At 70.9% G+C, this 1,310-nt stretch carries 2 protein-coding genes; both read right to left on the bottom strand.

Annotated features, from left to right (window positions below):
• A partial coding sequence (locus ABTZ89_RS38710) for an SgcJ/EcaC family oxidoreductase (protein ID WP_351054474.1) occupies positions 1 to 346 on the bottom strand: 346 nt, incomplete at its 3' end.
• Positions 347 to 361: 15 nt separating this feature from the next.
• Positions 362 to 1,310: 2Fe-2S iron-sulfur cluster-binding protein (locus ABTZ89_RS38705; protein ID WP_351054472.1), on the bottom strand; the 949-nt coding region annotated here is incomplete at its 5' end.

Raw genomic sequence — 1,310 nt, 5'->3', positions numbered from 1 at the left:
ACCAGAAGGCGCGCATGCTCGTGATGTGGGCTGCTTCGTCGAAGGTCATGACGTCGATGGGCTCGATCTCGGCTGCGCCGTCCGGTGTTTCGGTGCGGACGCGGAAGTGGAACGCGGCGCTGTCCCCGGCGACCCGGACCGCGAGCAGTTCGGTTTCCTGGCGCATGTCCTCGAGGGCCGAGTAGAACTCGGTGATCCCCGCCCGGCCGCGGACCGGGTCGCTGCCCACCGGGTCTTCGAGCGTGGCGTCCTCGGCGTAGAGGGCTGCGACGTCCGCTGCACTCCCGGTCGCGACGGCTTTCAAGTAGCTCGCGACGGTGTCGCGGATGGCGGACGGCTCCGGCATGGGGGTCTCCTCGGGTCAGTTGTCGTCGTAGGTGACTTCGACGTGCTCGGTGATCGGCACGGACTGGCAGCCCAGCACCCAGCCCTCCGCGAGGTCCTCCTCCTCGAGCACCTCGTTGCGCAGCATCTTCACCTCGCCCGAGACCAGGCGGACGGCGCAGGCGCTGCACGCGCCTTCCTTGCACGAGAACGGCGCTTCCACGCCGTTCGCTAGGAGCAGGTCGACCAGGGTGGTCCCGCTGGGCCAGGGCAGCTCGTGCTGCTCGCCGTCGAGGGAGACCGACACCGCGGCCGCCGCTTCGGCGTCGGGGGCGATCTCGGGTTCCCCACCGGCGAACGGGTCCGAGCTCAGCGACCGGAACTGCTCGAGCACCACCCGGTCGCGGCTCATGCCGACCTGCGCCAGCGCGTCGGTCACCGCGTCCATGAACGGTCCCGGACCGCAGATGTAGGCCGCGTCCCGGTCGGCGAAAGGCCTTGCCAACGCGGCGATCCCATCGACGGTCGGCAGGCCCTGGACGCTCTGCAGCAGGTGGACCGGCACGAACCGGCCCGGGTGCTGGGCGGCCAGCTCGGCGAGCTCGTCGGCGAAGATGACCGACCGCTCGTCCCGGTTGGCGTAGATCAGCACCGCGGTCCCGGTCTGCTCGTGCAGCAGCGCGCGGACGATCGACATGATCGGCGTGATCCCGCTGCCGCCCGCGAAGAGCAGCAGGTCGCCCGCCAGCGACTTCGGGGTGAACGTGCCGGCAGGCGGGAGCACCTCGAGCTCGGTGCCGGGGCGGACGTGGTCGCAGATCCAGTTCGACCCGACCCCGCCCGCCACCCGCTTGACCGTCACCTTCAAACCCTCGTCCAGACCCGGAGCGCTCGACAGCGAGTAGCAGCGCGCCACGTGCTCGTCGCCCAGCGGGACGCGCAGGGTCAGGAACTGGCCCGGGCGGTAGGCGAAGCGGTCGACCGCC

It is taken from the genome of Saccharopolyspora sp. NPDC002686, from assembly GCF_040295745.1.
GTDB lineage: Bacteria > Actinomycetota > Actinomycetes > Mycobacteriales > Pseudonocardiaceae > Saccharopolyspora > Saccharopolyspora oryzae.
Note: the sequence above shows the minus strand (reverse complement) of the source record. Positions and strands in the feature narration are given on the sequence as shown.